This is a genomic window from Klebsiella sp. RIT-PI-d, from assembly GCF_001187865.1.
Taxonomy (GTDB): domain Bacteria; phylum Pseudomonadota; class Gammaproteobacteria; order Enterobacterales; family Enterobacteriaceae; genus Superficieibacter.
Genome location: NZ_LGIT01000003.1, coordinates 96,361 through 110,950 on the forward strand (window position 1 = coordinate 96,361; position 14,590 = coordinate 110,950).

The 14,590-nt window shown below is 52.7% G+C and carries 15 protein-coding genes; 7 read left to right on the forward strand and 8 right to left on the reverse strand.

Annotated features, from left to right (window positions below):
• Nucleotides 1-13: 13 nt before the first annotated feature.
• The 3 genes from truC to syd all read right to left on the reverse strand — a co-directional run bounded on the left by truC (nt 14) and on the right by syd (nt 2,301).
• Entirely contained in the window at nt 14-793 is a 780-nt protein-coding gene (gene truC / locus AC791_RS00895) for a tRNA pseudouridine(65) synthase TruC (RefSeq protein ID WP_049838608.1), read from the reverse strand.
• The gene (locus AC791_RS00900) at nt 793-1,122 is read right to left on the reverse strand and encodes a YqcC family protein (RefSeq protein WP_049838609.1); all 330 of its coding nucleotides are present in this window, start codon (nt 1,120-1,122) and stop codon (nt 793-795) included. The genes truC and AC791_RS00900 overlap by 1 nt, the downstream gene beginning before the upstream one ends.
• 633 nt (nt 1,123-1,755) lie before the next feature.
• Complete coding sequence (gene syd / locus AC791_RS00905) at nt 1,756-2,301, reverse strand: SecY-interacting protein (protein WP_049838610.1); 546 nt, start codon at nt 2,299-2,301, stop codon at nt 1,756-1,758.
• A 68-nt stretch (nt 2,302-2,369) separates the two neighbouring features.
• Between syd and queF the strand changes: the two genes are divergently transcribed.
• The 5 genes from queF to xni all read left to right on the forward strand — a co-directional run bounded on the left by queF (nt 2,370) and on the right by xni (nt 8,742).
• Nucleotides 2,370-3,215: an NADPH-dependent 7-cyano-7-deazaguanine reductase QueF gene (gene queF / locus AC791_RS00910; protein ID WP_049838611.1), complete on the forward strand. Its 846-nt coding sequence runs from the start codon at nt 2,370-2,372 to the stop codon at nt 3,213-3,215.
• Nucleotides 3,216-3,329: 114 nt separating this feature from the next.
• Nucleotides 3,330-4,694, forward strand: coding sequence for a nucleotide 5'-monophosphate nucleosidase PpnN (gene ppnN / locus AC791_RS00915; RefSeq protein ID WP_049838612.1), 1,365 nt, complete (start codon nt 3,330-3,332; stop codon nt 4,692-4,694).
• Nucleotides 4,695-5,152: 458 nt separating this feature from the next.
• Nucleotides 5,153-6,442 (forward strand): HAAAP family serine/threonine permease, encoded by a 1,290-nt coding sequence (locus AC791_RS00920; protein ID WP_049838613.1) that lies wholly within the window; start codon nt 5,153-5,155, stop codon nt 6,440-6,442.
• A 52-nt stretch (nt 6,443-6,494) separates the two neighbouring features.
• Nucleotides 6,495-7,862 carry an L-serine ammonia-lyase gene (locus AC791_RS00925; RefSeq protein WP_049838614.1) on the forward strand — a complete coding sequence of 456 codons (1,368 nt, stop codon included), beginning with the start codon at nt 6,495-6,497 and terminating at the stop codon, nt 7,860-7,862.
• A 124-nt stretch (nt 7,863-7,986) separates the two neighbouring features.
• Nucleotides 7,987-8,742 (forward strand): flap endonuclease Xni, encoded by a 756-nt coding sequence (gene xni, locus AC791_RS00930; protein WP_049838615.1) that lies wholly within the window; start codon nt 7,987-7,989, stop codon nt 8,740-8,742.
• A 57-nt stretch (nt 8,743-8,799) separates the two neighbouring features.
• Here the strand turns inward: xni and rlmM are convergent, their stop codons facing one another.
• The 4 genes from rlmM to AC791_RS00950 form a co-directional block, all read right to left on the reverse strand.
• Nucleotides 8,800-9,900 carry a 23S rRNA (cytidine(2498)-2'-O)-methyltransferase RlmM gene (gene rlmM, locus AC791_RS00935; RefSeq protein WP_049838616.1) on the reverse strand — a complete coding sequence of 367 codons (1,101 nt, stop codon included), beginning with the start codon at nt 9,898-9,900 and terminating at the stop codon, nt 8,800-8,802.
• A complete protein-coding gene (locus tag AC791_RS00940) occupies nt 9,893-10,288 on the reverse strand; it encodes a DUF423 domain-containing protein (protein WP_049838617.1) in 396 nt (131 codons plus the stop codon). The genes rlmM and AC791_RS00940 overlap by 8 nt, the downstream gene beginning before the upstream one ends.
• Nucleotides 10,289-10,307: 19 nt before the next feature.
• On the reverse strand, nt 10,308-11,225 hold the full coding sequence (gcvA, locus tag AC791_RS00945) for a glycine cleavage system transcriptional regulator GcvA (protein ID WP_049838618.1): 918 nt from the start codon (nt 11,223-11,225) through the stop codon (nt 10,308-10,310).
• 347 nt (nt 11,226-11,572) lie between these two features.
• On the reverse strand, nt 11,573-11,800 hold the full coding sequence (locus AC791_RS00950; protein ID WP_049838619.1) for a YgdI/YgdR family lipoprotein: 228 nt from the start codon (nt 11,798-11,800) through the stop codon (nt 11,573-11,575).
• Between the two features lie 192 nt (nt 11,801-11,992).
• Here AC791_RS00950 and csdA point away from each other — a divergent pair, with 192 nt between their 5' ends.
• Nucleotides 11,993-13,198, forward strand: a complete 1,206-nt coding sequence (gene csdA, locus AC791_RS00955; RefSeq protein ID WP_049838620.1) for a cysteine desulfurase CsdA — start codon at nt 11,993-11,995, stop codon at nt 13,196-13,198.
• Nucleotides 13,198-13,644: a cysteine desulfurase sulfur acceptor subunit CsdE gene (gene csdE / locus AC791_RS00960; protein ID WP_049838621.1), complete on the forward strand. Its 447-nt coding sequence runs from the start codon at nt 13,198-13,200 to the stop codon at nt 13,642-13,644. Before csdA ends, csdE begins: the two co-directional genes overlap by 1 nt.
• 66 nt (nt 13,645-13,710) lie before the next feature.
• Here the strand turns inward: csdE and tcdA are convergent, their stop codons facing one another.
• Nucleotides 13,711-14,514, reverse strand: a complete 804-nt coding sequence (tcdA, locus tag AC791_RS00965) for a tRNA cyclic N6-threonylcarbamoyladenosine(37) synthase TcdA (RefSeq protein ID WP_049838622.1) — start codon at nt 14,512-14,514, stop codon at nt 13,711-13,713.
• Nucleotides 14,515-14,590 lie beyond the last annotated feature (76 nt).

The window sequence follows — 14,590 nt, forward strand, 5'->3', positions numbered from 1 at the left end:
GTTAACTCCCTGATTATGCGTCAGGTCTATCCTGGTCGGGATCGGCCATAAACTCAACCCTTTCATTCTCGGGGAGAAGCGTACGCCAGCCAAAATGGGTCAGGGCATCCATCCACACCGGATCCAGCCCGGCGCGCAGGATCAGCGGTTCGCCGGTGAAAGGATGCGTGAGCGTAAGCTGGCTGGCGTGAAGCATCAGACGCTGACAGCCAAAATGCTCTGCCGCACTGCGGTTCTGGCGCAAATCACCATGCTTACTATCACCAATGATCGGATGCCGCAAATGGGAAAGATGGCGGCGTAACTGATGTTTGCGTCCGGTTTCTGGCTCCAGTTCAACCAGCGAATAGCGCGTGGTCGGGTAGCGGCCCGTGGCGATAGGGAGCTCAGTAGTCGCAAGGCCCCGATAGCGGGTAACCGCCGGTTGCGGATCCCGGTTTTCGCGGGCAAACTTATCAGCAATCTTATCCAGCTCTTCAACCAGCGGATAATCCAGCACAGCGTCTTCCGTCAGCCAGCCGCGCACAATGGCGTGGTAGCGTTTCTGAATATGGTGCTGCTCGAACTGCTGAGACAACCGCCGTCCAGCCTCGCTGGAAAGGCCCATCAGCAGCACGCCGGAAGTGGGTCGATCCAGACGATGGGCGGTGAAAACATGCTGGCCTATCTGATCGCGGACGGTCTGCATAACGACCACTTTTTCATCGCGATCCAGCCAGCTACGATGCACCAGCCAGCCGGAAGGCTTATTCACCGCAACCAGCCACTGGTCCTGATAGATGATCTCCAGCATCAGGCATTCTCATCTGTAAAAAAAGCGTCGAGTTGCTGAAGCTGGTTGACGATTTTATCACGCAGGGGATGGCCGGCATCCAGCGCCACTTCAAAATACGGCGCCACCGCAAAAGGCTGTGGCAGAGGCTGACCGCTTTCCACCAGCGCACCAAGACGCGGGATCAGCACCCACTGTAGCCACTCAAGCGGCTCCAGCGTGTCCATGAAAAAAGGCTGCGTACTGGTGAAAACACTGTCGTCAGGCGCCGTCATCTGCCAGCGATCGTGATGACGTAGTAGCGCTTCAATGCTATTCAGCTGTTCACGCACGCTATCGTGGAGTGTCATGGAAACCTCAATTGAAAAAAGTGATCGACCTGAAATCTGCCGCGCAGGATAACACTAGTTATCGCGAAACAAAAAAAGGGGGCACTGTTAAACAGTGCCCCCGGTTCGTTTCGCAGCCATCCAGCTACTTTTTATGATGCTCCCTGCTCATCCATGACAACTATTCCTGTCGGTCTCCTGACCTGTTCATCCTTAAACGACGCGTCCTGCTCACACCACCCCGATGCGATAACACTTGTCCATAAGCGAGTCCCTGGCCTTCCTGACCCGCCGAGCATCCTGTTCGGCTCACGTTCTCCTTCCTGGAGGTGTCCTTGCTATGCGTCCAGCATATTTCCCTGATTCATCCTGAAACACCGTCCCGGTGTATTCCTGCGAAGCGTCATCATCCTGATGTTCACTTCTTTGTCACTCCCTGTCGACGGACATAGAATCGTCTATTCCTTACGGTCTTACAACTAGTCTTAAGCAAATGTCTTAAGAAAAGTTTTACTTAGGCATTGCAATAATAATGCTATCTCTATGATTAGTATTGTATTAATCAGACTAAAACGTTATTCAGAATGAATATCTTCTCTGCAATCTCTCACAGGCTGTGTGAGAGATCTCTTACAAGATGGCCAGGCAAATGGATTACAGCCCTGGCTCCAGAAGGCCCAGAAAATCAGCCAGGGAGGGCGAAAGAACGCGGCGCTTGTCCGTGCCGAGGGTTTCCTGTACCACCTCACCACGCAGATTACAGACGGAGATGACCTCCAGTTCGCTATCGAGTGTGCCGATGAAAAGCGTCGGCGAGAGCTTAAGGCGTTTCTGTGTTACCAGATGCCCGATAAGATTCTCCTGAACACGGCGAAAATCTTCTGCGCTCCACGTCTGTAATAGCGTGAGACGATCTTTACCGTGAAGCACCTGCATATCGCCTGCATACTGGCTGGTATAAAAAGTATGCACGGCGGGTTGTACCATAATATCCAGCGCCCGCTCAACCGCATTGATGTTTTTTTCACCGTCGAAAGGCTGAGGTTGCCAAAGTACCGCATAGTCTGTGGATGAGACAATGCACGGCGACGGTACGCCGAGAAGCTCCTCGCTTTGCGGCCAGCTCGCATGTTCATTTCGCCATGCATCACAATAACGTTGGGTAAACGCGTCTAGCGCCTGTGCGGTTTGTGGGTCCACTGATTTCTCTCTTTACGTCGGCCAGGATACACTTGCTGCATAGTGTACCTGCTTTATAACGGTGAAACATGTCTTCCTATGAAAACCATCAGGCGCTTTGCGGCCTGACTCTTGGTAAAACAACGCGTTACCAGGATATTTACGACGCCACGCTATTACAGGGCGTGCCGAGAAGTCTGAATCGCGATCCGCTGGGCCTGGATGCAGACGCCCTGCCGTTTCACGGTGCGGATATCTGGACGCTTTATGAACTCTCATGGCTCAATGCAAAGGGACTGCCGCAGGTTGCCGTCGGTCAGGTGGAACTTGATTACGCCAGCGTCAACCTCGTGGAATCGAAAAGCTTTAAGCTTTATCTGAACAGCTTTAATCAGACCCGCTTCGCCAGCTGGCAGGACGTACAGGCAACGCTGGTTCGCGATTTAAGTACCTGTGCACAGGGAAATGTTCACGTAACGCTGTATCGGCTTGATGAACTTGAAGGCCAGCCCATTGCCCGCTTTGACGGCGTGTGTATTGACCATCAGGATATTGAAATTGATAGCTATCAGTTTAACGCCGATTACTTATCTGCTGCCGCCAGCGGCCCTGTCGTCGAGGAGTCGCTGGTCAGCCATCTGCTGAAATCCAACTGCCTGATCACCCATCAGCCGGACTGGGGCTCGGTGCAGATTCAGTATCGGGGGCCGGCCATCGATCGACAGAAACTGCTGCGTTACCTGGTCTCGTTCCGCCATCACAACGAATTTCACGAGCAGTGTGTAGAGCGTATTTTTAATGATATTCAGCGCTTTTGCCAGCCGGAAACCCTGAGTGTGTATGCCCGCTACACGCGCCGCGGTGGCCTGGATATTAACCCGTGGCGCACCAATACCGCATTTATCCCGGCTAACGGCAGACTGGTACGTCAGTAGACGATTATTTTGTTCATATCTGCGATCTGGCCCCGATCGCAGGTTGTGAAAACCGGGTGACGGGCGCTATTGTAATCACAGGGAGCGGCGATTTTCGCCCCATAAGGAGTTCACTTGATTACACATGTAAGCCCGCTTGGCTCAATGGATATGTTGTCGCAGCTGGAAGTTGACATGCTTAAACGCACGGCCAGCAGCGACCTTTATCAACTGTTTCGTAACTGTTCACTTGCCGTACTTAACTCCGGAAGCCTCACCGATAACAGTAAGGAATTGCTGTCGCGCTTCGAGAATTTCGATATCAACGTTCTGCGTCGCGAACGCGGCGTCAAACTTGAGTTAATCAATCCGCCGGAAGAGGCCTTTGTTGACGGGCAAATCATTCGATCGCTTCAGGCCAACCTGTTTGCCGTCCTGCGCGATATTCTTTTTGTACACGGTCAGATCCAGAATACCGTTCGCTATCCCGATCTCGACCTTGAAAGTTCACCCCACATTACTAACCTGGTCTTTTCTATTTTGCGTAACGCCCGGGCGCTACATGTAGGAGAAGCGCCGAGTATGGTGGTTTGCTGGGGAGGGCACTCGATCAACGAAAAAGAGTATCTGTACGCTCGTCGCGTGGGTACGCAACTTGGCCTGCGCGAGCTGAATATTTGCACCGGCTGTGGGCCCGGTGCCATGGAAGCGCCGATGAAAGGCGCAGCGGTAGGCCATGCCCAACAGCGCTATAAAGAGGGACGGTTTATCGGTATGACCGAGCCGTCAATTATTGCCGCTGAACCACCTAACCCACTGGTTAATGAACTGATTATCATGCCCGATATCGAAAAACGCCTTGAGGCGTTCGTCCGTATTGCGCACGGTATTATCATCTTCCCCGGCGGTGTGGGAACGGCGGAAGAGCTGCTTTACCTGCTGGGTATCCTGATGAATCCGGCTAACAAAGATCAGGTTCTGCCGCTGATCCTCACCGGTCCAAAAGAAAGTGCTGATTACTTTCGCGTGCTGGATGAATTTATCGTCAGTACCCTGGGGGAAACAGCACGTCGGCATTATCAAGTCATCATCGACGATGCGCCTGAAGTCGCGCGGCAGATGAAAAAAGCCATGCCGCTGGTGAAAGAGTGCCGTCGGGAAACCGGCGATGCCTACAGCTTTAACTGGTCAATCCGCATTGCACCGGATCTTCAACTGCCGTTTGTGCCGTCACATGAGAATATGGCGAATCTTAAACTGTACCCGGATCAGCCGGTCAACGTGCTGGCAGCGGATCTGCGCCGCGCCTTCTCCGGTATTGTCGCAGGCAACGTTAAAGAAGTGGGCATTCGCGCCATTGAGAAGTACGGCCCCTATAAAATCCACGGTGACAGCGAGATGATGCATCGTATGGATGACCTGCTCAAAGGCTTTGTAGCCCAGCATCGTATGAAACTTCCCGGCTCGGCCTACATTCCCTGCTACGAAATCTGCAAGTAATGCCAGGGGCGACCACAGGTCGCCCTAATCTCTCGCGATATTATCCTGTCTCTGTACCTCTTCCCGCGCCAGCCTACGGCTGGTGAATCATTTGATTTAGTTATGTTAAAGCCTACAAAAACTCCAAAAAACGCACTATTTACAGCGTAAATCGCGTTACTTTCTCATACCTCTTTAATAAAACTCACTGTTGATGCTAGCCTTTGCGCCCATAAACTCTATACGGACAAAAAATGACAGATTAATGGTCTAATTAACCCTACATAGAGAGTAGATTATTGTAATTGGGATCCGGATCACTGATGTAGTGATAACATAAATGTATCTTTCGCCGCGCAAATAGTTACGGTTAAAAATTATAAAAAATCGCCGACCTGACGAATTTCATACTACACACATTCACTTTTGCATTGAATTGACCTAAAAAATTGTACTTTTAGCTTCCTCAGGAGAAATAGATGGAAACTACTCAGACCAGCACCATTATCTCTGCAAAACCGCAGAGTTCGTGGCGTAAAACAGACACCATGTGGATGCTTGGCCTTTATGGCACAGCGATTGGCGCAGGCGTTTTGTTCCTGCCAATCAACGCCGGCGTTGGTGGCATGATCCCGCTCATTATTATGGCAATCCTTGCCTTCCCGATGACCTTCTTTGCCCACCGTGGCCTTACCCGCTTCGTGCTGTCCGGTAAAAACCCGGGAGAAGACATCACCGAAGTGGTTGAAGAACACTTTGGTATCGGCGCCGGTAAACTGATTACTCTGCTTTATTTTTTCGCTATCTACCCCATTCTGCTGGTCTATAGCGTAGCCATTACCAATACCGTCGAAAGCTTCCTGACGCACCAGTTGATGATCACGCCGCCGCCGCGCGCGCTGTTATCGCTGATCCTGATTGTCGGTATGATGACCATCGTACGTTTCGGCGAGCAGATGATCGTTAAGGCGATGAGCATCCTGGTTTTCCCGTTCGTCTTTGCCCTGATGCTGCTGGCCCTGTACCTGATCCCACAGTGGAGCGGTGCGGCATTCCAGACGCTGTCATTTGATACCGTTTCGCCGAGCGGCCACGGTTTGTGGATGACCCTGTGGCTGGCCATTCCGGTCATGGTTTTCTCCTTTAACCACTCGCCAATCATCTCCTCTTTTGCGGTCGCAAAACGTGAAGAATACGGCGTGGATGCAGAGAAAAAATGCTCCCGTATTCTGGCATTTGCTCACATTATGATGGTCCTGACGGTAATGTTCTTCGTCTTCAGCTGCGTACTGAGCCTGACGCCGGCCAATCTGGCAGAAGCGAAAGATCAGAACATTTCAATCCTGTCTTATCTGGCAAACCACTTTAACGCACCGCTGATTGCCTGGATGGCACCGATTATTGCGATGATCGCCATCACTAAATCCTTCCTCGGCCACTATCTGGGCGCAAGCGAAGGCTTTAACGGCATGGTTATCAAAATGCTGCGCAGCAAAGGTAAAACCATTGAACACAAAAAGCTGAACCGCATTACTGCGCTGTTCATGCTGGTGACAACATGGATTGTTGCAACCCTGAACCCAAGCATTCTCGGTATGATCGAGACGCTGGGTGGCCCGATTATTGCCATGATCCTGTTCCTGATGCCGATGTACGCGATTCAGAAAGTCCCGGCAATGCGTAAATACAGCGGCCATGTCAGCAACGTTTTTGTTGTGCTGATGGGTCTCATCGCCATGTCTGCCATTTTCTACTCTCTGTTCAGCTAACCTCCCCTGCGCCATCTGTGGATGGCGCGCTTATTACCTCAAGGGATGCATTATGATCAGCGTTTTTGATATTTTCAAAATCGGTATTGGCCCTTCCAGCTCACACACCGTCGGCCCAATGAAAGCGGGCAAACAATTTACCGATGACCTGATAGCTCAGGGCCTGCTGTTCGATGTGACTCGCGTTGTGGTGGATGTGTATGGTTCACTCTCCCTGACCGGAAAAGGCCACCATACTGATATCGCCATTATTATGGGTTTGGCTGGAAATCTGCCGGACAGCGTCGATATCGACGCCATCCCGGCGTTTATCCAGGATGTAAACACGCACGGTCGCCTGCTGCTGGCAAATGGTCAGCATGAAGTGGAATTTCCGGTCGATCGCTGCATGAATTTCCACGCGGACAATCTGTCTTTGCATGAGAACGGCATGCGTATTACTGCGCTAAGCGGCGAAAACGTCGTTTACAGCCAGACTTATTACTCCATTGGCGGCGGTTTTATTGTTGATGAAGCGCACTTCGGTCTCTCAGACGATGCGCCGGTCACGGTACCTTATCCCTACAAATCCGCAGCCGATCTACAGCGGCACTGTAACGAAAGCGGCCTTTCCCTTTCCGGCCTGATGATGCAGAACGAACTTGCCCTGCACAGCAAACAGGAGCTGGAGCAACATTTCACCAATGTCTGGGCGGTGATGCGCGGTGGAATTGAGCACGGTATCGTGACGGAAGGGGTTCTGCCGGGCAAACTGCGGGTTCCCCGTCGTGCTGCCGCACTGCGCAGAATGCTGGTAAGCCAGGATAAAACAACCAGCGATCCGATGGCCGTAGTGGACTGGATCAACATGTTTGCGCTGGCCGTGAACGAAGAGAATGCCGCCGGTGGCCGGGTGGTTACCGCTCCGACCAACGGCGCGTGCGGTATTGTTCCGGCGGTACTGGCCTACTACGATAAATTTATCCGTGAAGTGAATGCTAACTCACTGGCCCGTTACCTGCTGGTGACCAGCGCCATTGGCTCACTGTATAAGATGAATGCGTCTATTTCTGGTGCCGAAGTGGGCTGTCAGGGTGAAGTTGGTGTGGCCTGTTCTATGGCGGCGGCGGGGCTGACGGAGCTGCTGGGCGGTAGCCCTGCTCAGGTCTGCATCGCAGCAGAAATCGGCATGGAGCATAACCTGGGGCTGACCTGCGATCCGGTTGCTGGTCAGGTACAGGTACCGTGCATTGAGCGTAATGCGATCGCCGCCGTTAAAGCGGTTAACGCAGCGCGCATGGCACTGCGCCGCACCAGCGAACCGCGCGTTTGTCTCGATAAAGTGATTGAAACCATGTATGAAACCGGTAAAGACATGAATGCCAAGTACCGCGAAACCTCGCGCGGTGGTCTGGCAATGAAAATCGTCACCTGCGATTAATCATTCGGCTTTCCCGCTAATCTGATGCCTCGTTTTGCGAGGCATCTTCCTGATTTTTCCTCGCTTTATAGCCTCTCTGGTCCTGCAATGTTACGCTTATGTCAGGTTTCAAAGGAGGATACCCGTGGCCGTTCACTTGCTTATTGTTGATGCGCTTAATCTCATTCGCCGCATTCATGCCGTTCAGGGATCGCCCTGTGTGGATGCCTGCCAGCATGCGCTCGATCAGCTTATTGTTCACAGTCAGCCGACACATGCGGTGGCGGTATTTGATGATGAAGCCCGTAACAGTAGCTGGCGTCATCAGAAACTGCCCGATTACAAAGCGGGGCGCGCACCGATGCCGGACGATTTGCACAGCGAAATGGCGCAGCTTCGTGCGGCATTTGCCCGCAGCGGCGTGCGCAGCTGGGAATGCGCCGGTAACGAAGCTGACGATCTTGCCGCCACGCTGGCGGTTAAAGTGGCGCAGGCTGGCCATCAGGCGACTATCGTCTCGACAGACAAAGGCTACTGCCAGTTACTCTCGCCCGGGATCCGCATTCGTGACTATTTCCAGAAGCGCTGGCTGGATGCACCGTTTATTGCCCAGGAATTTGGCGTAACGCCAGAGCAATTACCTGATTACTGGGGGCTTGCCGGGATCAGCAGTTCAAAAGTGCCCGGCGTGGCCGGCATTGGGGCGAAAAGTGCGACGCAGCTATTAACACAGTTTCGGACGCTGGAAGAAATCTATGCACAGCTTGACGAGGTAGCACCGAAATGGCGCAAAAAACTGGAAGAAAATCGCGATATGGCCTTTATCTGCCGCGACATTGCACGACTGCGGTGTGATTTGCAGATTGACGGTAATTTGCAGCAGCTTCGACTGCGGGGATGATCGCGCCGAAGAGCGAAGTGAGGTCCCGGATGATGAACCCCACCTTTTTATGCTCAATTAACGCTCGTCGCGACGTCCGCCCACGGCAGCCCAAATGCGACGCACATGCACGGTCACTTCTTCGCGATCGTGATAAAGCTGGCGGGCCTGAATCTGGGCGTTAATACCGTTTTCTTTCAGCTTACCTTCAATGTACGCCAGATTATGCGACACCTCCTCATAGCGCTTTTTCATCGGCAGCTTGAGGTTAAAAATCGTTTCGCGGCACCAGCCGTTAACCAGCCACTGCGCCATTAGCGCAGCCACTTTGGCAGGCTTCTCGACCATATCGCACACCATCCACGAAATGTTACTGCGCGTCGGTTTATAGCGGAAACCATCTTCGCGTAGCCAGGTTACCTGCCCGGTATCCATCAGGCTTTGCGCCATCGGACCGTTGTCGACCGAGTAGACCCACATATTGCGTTTCACCAGCTGATAGGTCCAGCCGCCGGGGCACGCCCCCAGATCAACCGCGTACATTCCGTTCGCCAGACGCTCATCCCACTCATCGGCCGGGATAAAGACGTGCAACGCTTCTTCCAGCTTGAGGGTCGACCGGCTCGGCGCATCCGCTGGGAACTTAAGACGTGGTATGCCCATGTAGAATGGAGAGTTATTGTTACTCCAGGAATATCCCGTATAACAGCAGCCTGGCGCAATAAAGAAAACGTGGACCACCGGACGTTTTTTGGTTTCGTAGCTGGTCAGCACGCCGGCTTCCCGCAGCGCAGCACGCAGCGGAACGGTAAACTTGCGGCAGAACTTCATCAGTTCTTTGCTTTCATTGGTGTCGGCCACTTCAACACGCAGCTCTCCCCCCTTTTCGACAACGCCCTGCAACATGCCCACAATCGGCGTAATACGATCTTCCGGAGGCAGGTTTTGCAAAAGCTCACCGGCAACGAACATCTGACGGGCAAAGATCAGCGAACTAAACGGCAGTTCTTTGACCAGTTTTTCCGCATCTCCCGCCTGATAACACTCGAAAATAACGTAGCCCGCATTGTCTTTAACCCGCGCAAAGCCATAAATTTCACGGCGACCGGCTTTGTCGGTAATTTCTGCTGCACACTCTTTCTCAAAACCGGCGCGACATAACAAAATCAACTTATTCATGAGAGATGCCCCTGCGCTTCAGGCGAATTGCACCGACCAGCATCAGTACCCAGCCCGCCAGAAAACACATCCCGCCGACCGGCGTAACAAAGGTCCACAGACGCTGATGCGACAGCGCCAGGCAGTAAAGGCTGCCGCTAAATAATACGGTGCCGAGCGCTAAAAAGACGCTGCTCCAGTAAAACCAGATGCTAATACGGCGCTGCATTGCCACCGCCAGCGCAAAGATCGCCAGCGTATGAAATGCCTGATATTCAAGGCCGGTATGAATCCAGGCCATTTCAACCGTGCCCAGAGTTTTACTCAACACATGGGCGCCAAACGCACCGAGCGCCACATAAATAAAGCCGCTAATCGCAGCAAAAATCAGCATAAAACGGCTGGTCATGTTATTACCCTACAGTTATTTATTGTTCGTAACGAAAACGGAATTTTTCTTGCTCACTTGCTGCTTTTGCCAGGATCCACTGGCGGAAGGCGGCTATTTTACCCAGTTCTGCCTGGCTGTCATGACAAACCAGATAAAACGCATTTTTACTGACCAGAACGTCGTTAAATGGACAGACCAGCCTCCCGGCTTCAATTTCGGACTGCGCCATAACATTATTGGCTAAAGCAACGCCCTGCCCGTGAATTGCCGCCTGTAGCACCATGGCACTATGGCTGAAGATGGGTCCCTGCTGCACATTAATATGATTAAGCCCCAGCTGGCGAGTATACGCCTGCCAGTCGCGGCGGGATGCATCATGCAATAAATTATGCAGCGCCAAATCAGCGGGAGTTTTTAACGCTTTCTCACCGGTTAATAGCACGGGAGCGCAGACCGGGAGCAAATATTCCGCATATAATTTTTCAACGCGCAGGCCAGGCCAGTTACCGCGACCATAGAAAATAGCGACGTCGACGTCGTCAGCCAGTTTATCTTCTTCACGGTCGACCGCCTGAATTCTGACGTCAATTCCCGGATAAGCTGAGTTAAAGCTGGAGAGTCTGGGAACCAGCCAGTGAATAGCAAAACTTGGCAGTAAACTGACCGTCAACGCACCCTTAGCACTGCGCGATTGCAGTTTACGTGTTGCGTCAGTTAATTGCGAAAATATCTCTTTTATATCCTGAAAATAACTCTGGCCTTCTTCCGTTAACAACAGCGATCTATTACGTCGGCGGAAGAGTTTAAGTCCCAGAAAATCCTCAAGGGACTTGATTTGATGGCTTACGGCGGCCTGGGTGACAAAAAGCTCATCTGCCGCGCGGGTAAAGCTTAAATGGCGGGCAGCAGCATCAAATACACGTAATGCATTCAGGGGGGGTAATCGCTTTGACATAGTGATTCTGACTCAAATGTTAATGCCAATTAACAAACAGGAAACAGGATGCAACCTATTAGTTTTTTTTATCTGAGCCATTATAATTTGTCCGTTGAGCTTCTACCAGCAAATACCTATAGTGGCCGCACTTCCTGAGCCGGAACGAAAGGTTTTGTTGGAATGCGTGTTCTGATGAACTTTTGGCTTACGGTTGTGATGTTGTGTTGTTGTGTTTGCATTTGGTCTGCCATTCAGACCACGGTAGCAAAGCCTACCCTTTTCACTTCCTGTACATTTACCCTGTCTGTCCATAGTGATTAATGTAGCACCGCAAATTGCGGTGCTTTTTTTTGTTGCTGTAAGACTTATTTTTCCAGCGCTACCATTTCTTTTACATCAGCGCGGTTGATCTGCTGTTTGTTACCGTTAGCATCTTTATACGAAATCATCCCGGTATCGTTGTCAGTGACAGGTTTACCGTCAGAAACGATCGTGCGGCCATCGCTGGTATGCATAACATAATTCGGGCTGGAACAGGCGCTCAGAGCAAATGTCAGCATACAAGCGGAAATAATTGCGGCAGTCTTTTTCATCTTCTTCTCCATTTAGCAATTCATGCTATAGAACTATCTTTTAGTAACAGGCAAAAACATTCACCTAACAGTTATCAGCATAACTCACTATCTGAAACCTGCCAGCAATACAGGATAATTCCGATGGTTTTCAATATGCTTGCGCCAGGAAATGAATTGCGCGACCATCCCGGAATGACGATAAGGAGAGCTATGAATACGTTCAATCCTGCGCAGTTTCGCGCGCAATTTCCGGCGCTGGCCGATGCTGGCGTATATCTTGATAGCGCAGCAACGGCGTTAAAACCGCAGGCCGTTATTGATGCCACGCAGCAATTTTATAGCCTGAGCGCTGGAAACGTGCACCGCAGTCAGTTCGCTGAAGCGCAGCGCCTGACTGAGCGCTATGAGGCCGCCCGTGACCGGGTGGCGGCGTTGCTTAATGCACCATCAGGCAAAGATATTGTCTGGACCCGTGGGACCACGGAGGCTATTAATATGGTCGCCCAGTGCTATGCGCGCCCGCGCCTCAGGCCCGGAGATGAAATCATCGTCAGCGAAGCCGAGCACCATGCCAACCTTGTCCCCTGGCTGATGGTCGCGGAGCAAACCGGGGCGAAAGTGGTCCGCCTGCCTCTCGGTGCCGATCGCCTGCCGGATGTCGCCCGGCTGGCAGAGATTATCACGTCACGCAGCCGTATTCTGGCGCTGGGACAAATGTCAAATGTAACCGGCGGTTGCCCGGATCTGGCGCAGGCTATCATCCTCGCCCACGCTGCCGGAATGGTGGTTATGGTCGATGGCGCACAGGGCGCGGTGCATTTCCCGGCAGATGTGCAGCAGCTGGATATCGATTTTTACGCTTTCTCCGGTCATAAGCTTTACGGCCCTAACGGCATTGGCGCGCTTTATGGCAAAAGTGAGCTGCTGGAGAGCATGTCACCATGGCTCGGCGGCGGTAAAATGATCGTCGACGTCAGCTTTGACGGCTATAAAACTCAGCCGGTGCCTTATCGGCTTGAAGCCGGCACGCCGAATGTAGCAGGTGTTATAGGCCTGAGCGCCGCGCTGGAATGGCTTGAACAGACAGATATCGCCCAGGCTGAAAGCTGGAGTCGTGGTCTGGCAACGCTTGCTGAAGATGCGCTGGCAAAACGTCCAGGATTCACCTCTTATCGCGTTCAGGATTCCAGCCTGCTGGCCTTTAATTTTGCGGGCGTTCATCATAGCGATATGGTTACGCTGCTGGCCGGCTATGGTATCGCGTTACGTGCAGGTCAGCACTGCGCGCAGCCGTTACTGGCCGCGCTGGGGGTCGATGGCACGCTGCGGGTATCATTTGCCCCCTATAATACTCAACATGATGTTACTGCGCTGGTTAACGCTGTTGATCGCGCGCTTGAAATACTGGTGGATTAATGACTAACCCTGATTCGACCGTAGCCCCTTTTGGTATCACGATCACCCCGGAAACGTTAAAGGCAACGTTTTCCCCGCTGACTCAGTGGGAAGATAAGTACCGCCAGCTGATCCTGCTCGGTAAAAAACTGCCTGCCCTGACAGACGAGCTTAAAGCCCGGGCGCAGGAAATTCCGGGCTGTGAGAATCGTGTATGGCTGGGCTATAGCGTCTCGCCGCAAGGCACACTGCATTTCTTTGGCGACAGCGAAGGTCGTATTGTGCGCGGTCTGCTGGCAGTATTGTTAACCGCCTGCGAAGGGAAACAGCCACTGGAATTGCTGGCGGGCGATCCGCTGGCGCTTTTCGATGAACTGGGGTTGCGCAGCCAGCTTAGCGCATCACGCAATCAGGGGCTGAATGCACTCAGCGACGCGGTACGCACTGCCGCAGAACAAGCCCGGTAAATCTGCCCTGCCCGGCGGCGCTATGCTTGCCGGGCCTGCATGACTACAAAACAGGCCGCCGTGCACTCACTGACGCGCCGCTTTCGCCATCATCTTCTTCAGCGCGTGAGAAACGGCGATAAACCCAAAGGTGGCGGTGACCATCGTTGCCGCACCGAAGCCGGAGGCACAGTCCATCCGTTTTGGCCCTTCAGCCGTGCTTTTCATGGCGCAGACGGAGCCGTCGGATTGCGGGTAAACCAGCGCTTCAGTGGAGAACACGCAGTCAATGCCCAGTTTGCCCTTGCTGTTTTTAACGACGCCGAAATCACTTTTCAACCGCTCGCGTAATTTTGCCGCCAGCGGATCCTGAATCGTCTTAGCAAGATCGCTGACCTGAATTTGTGTAGGATCGATTTGTCCCCCCGCCCCACCCGTCGTGACCAGCGGAATTTTATTGCGCCGGCACCAGGCGATCAGCGCTGCTTTTGGCCGCACGCTATCAATGGCATCAATAACATAGCTGTAGCCCCGCCCCATGTACTCTGCCACGTTATCCACGGTGACAAAATCATCAATCACCGTAACCTGGCACTCAGGATTGATTTGGCGAATACGCGCCGCCATGACGTCTGCTTTCGCCACGCCAACCGTTTCCCGTAGGGCATGGATCTGACGATTGGTATTGGTGACGCAAACATCATCCATATCAATCAGGGTAATTGCGCCAATACCCGTACGGGCTAACGCTTCTGCCACCCACGACCCGACACCGCCGATCCCCACCACGCAAAAATGGGCCTCAGCAAAGCGCTGGAGCGCCTGCTCGCCATAGAGACGTGCGGTGCCACCGAAACGCTGACGCCACGCATCACTGATTACTACTGACATAGAACCTCGAAGTATAAAAACAAAATAGCAGAGTGGTGATGCGCTCCTCCCGAAGAGAAAGAGCGCATAGCAGCCA

Bases quoted from the DNA above. Each gene is read 5' to 3' on its own strand.
- truC (WP_049838608.1), bottom strand. From the start codon at position 793: ATGCTGGAGATCATCTATCAGGACCAGTGGCTGGTTGCGGTGAATAAG.
- AC791_RS00900 (WP_049838609.1), bottom strand. From the start codon at position 1,122: ATGACACTCCACGATAGCGTGCGTGAACAGCTGAATAGCATTGAAGCG.
- queF (WP_049838611.1), top strand. From the start codon at position 2,370: ATGTCTTCCTATGAAAACCATCAGGCGCTTTGCGGCCTGACTCTTGGT.
- AC791_RS00920 (WP_049838613.1), top strand. From the start codon at position 5,153: ATGGAAACTACTCAGACCAGCACCATTATCTCTGCAAAACCGCAGAGT.
- AC791_RS00925 (WP_049838614.1), top strand. From the start codon at position 6,495: ATGATCAGCGTTTTTGATATTTTCAAAATCGGTATTGGCCCTTCCAGC.
- rlmM (WP_049838616.1), bottom strand. From the start codon at position 9,900: ATGAATAAGTTGATTTTGTTATGTCGCGCCGGTTTTGAGAAAGAGTGT.
- AC791_RS00940 (WP_049838617.1), bottom strand. From the start codon at position 10,288: ATGACCAGCCGTTTTATGCTGATTTTTGCTGCGATTAGCGGCTTTATT.
- gcvA (WP_049838618.1), bottom strand. From the start codon at position 11,225: ATGTCAAAGCGATTACCCCCCCTGAATGCATTACGTGTATTTGATGCT.
- AC791_RS00950 (WP_049838619.1), bottom strand. From the start codon at position 11,800: ATGAAAAAGACTGCCGCAATTATTTCCGCTTGTATGCTGACATTTGCT.
- csdA (WP_049838620.1), top strand. From the start codon at position 11,993: ATGAATACGTTCAATCCTGCGCAGTTTCGCGCGCAATTTCCGGCGCTG.
- csdE (WP_049838621.1), top strand. From the start codon at position 13,198: ATGACTAACCCTGATTCGACCGTAGCCCCTTTTGGTATCACGATCACC.
- tcdA (WP_049838622.1), bottom strand. From the start codon at position 14,514: ATGTCAGTAGTAATCAGTGATGCGTGGCGTCAGCGTTTCGGTGGCACC.